General features: G+C 36.4%; 1 protein-coding gene. It reads right to left on the reverse strand.

Annotation, left to right across the window (positions count from 1 at the left end; genetic code table 11):
- Nucleotides 1-66: 66 nt before the first annotated feature.
- Nucleotides 67-1,223, reverse strand: a protein-coding gene (locus JI747_RS20330) for an IS3 family transposase (protein WP_225690832.1) whose coding sequence is annotated in 2 segments (ribosomal slippage) — nucleotides 67-968 and nucleotides 968-1,223 — 1,158 coding nt in all. Because the reading frame shifts where the segments join, the coding sequence is not laid out codon by codon here.
- Nucleotides 1,224-1,295 lie beyond the last annotated feature (72 nt).

A 1,295-nucleotide genomic window follows, 5' to 3' on the forward strand; every position in this document is an offset into this window, starting at 1 on the left:
TGTAAGTCTCCCCGAAGGTTGGACATTATTACACCCTCATTTTGTATTGTAAAACTATAAAATATTTCATAATGTTTTTGGTGTTGAGGAATTTTGTTGAAAAGGAGAAAACTCAATGCTGGAATCCGGCGTGGTCGAGTTTTCCTTTTTCAATAAATACTGTGTTGGAGAAATATTCCCTAAGCTTTCGTGTGGCCTTTTGTTATTGTAATGTTCCAACCATTCTGCGGTAATTTCTCGTACTTCTACCAAATTGTTGAAAATTCTTGCATCCAAAACTTCGGTTCGGTAGCTGCGATTGAATCGCTCAATAAAAGCATTTTGTGTTGGTTTTCCAGGTTGGATATATCGGATTTCAACCCTATGCTTATGACACCAATTTGTAAAAACGCTACTCGTAAACTCGGGACCATTATCTGTTCGAATTGCTTTCGGTTTGCCTCGTTCTTTTACAATCCAATCTAATAAATTCGTCATATGCATCGCTCCGATGGAAAGTCCAATCTCAATCCAAATTGCTTCTCTGTTGTAATCATCAATAATGTTCAGTGTTCTAAATCTTCTCGAATTGAAAAGCGCATCACTCATAAAATCCATACTCCAAACCTCATTGTAGCTGCTTGGAACTTCCAGATTTTTTCGTTCTCTCGAAGCCAATCTTCTTCTGCATTTTCTCAAGAGGTTCAATTCTAATTTTTTGTAAACACGGTAAACCTTCTTGTGATTCCAACCAAAACCCTGATTCCTCAGACTATAAAACATTTTCTTGAATCCATAGCTTGGATGTTTCTCCGAAAGTTCATTCAGACAACCAATTAGCTCCGTATCTTCCTTTCTATGGGACTGATAATAGTAACTGCTTCTTTCCAAATTCAGAGATTTACACGCCTGCCGAATGTTTATCGGATATTCTGATACAAGATAATTCACAACTTCTCGCTTGGTAGCAGGCTTTACCACTTTTTTGACAAAATGTCTTTCAGAGCTTCATGTTCCAGGCTCAAATTGGCAAACATCTTCTTCAAACGATTATTCTCAGATTCCAATTCCTTGATTTTCTGCAGTTCTTTTGTCGAAGTTATCCCACCAAATTTCTTTTTCCAATCGTGCAAGGTTTGGTAGTGGAAACCATATTTTCTAGACAATTCTTTTGCGGTCTGTCCCGACTCATATTCTTTCAAAATTGCCAAAATTTGGCTGTCTGTAAATTTACTTATTCTCATATCCTAAAATTAATTGTTTTTTCTAGTTAATCTTAGGGTTATAAATTGTCCAGTTTTTAGGGAAACTTACAG

The organism is Chryseobacterium tagetis, assembly GCF_016735585.2.
Lineage (GTDB): Bacteria > Bacteroidota > Bacteroidia > Flavobacteriales > Weeksellaceae > Chryseobacterium > Chryseobacterium tagetis.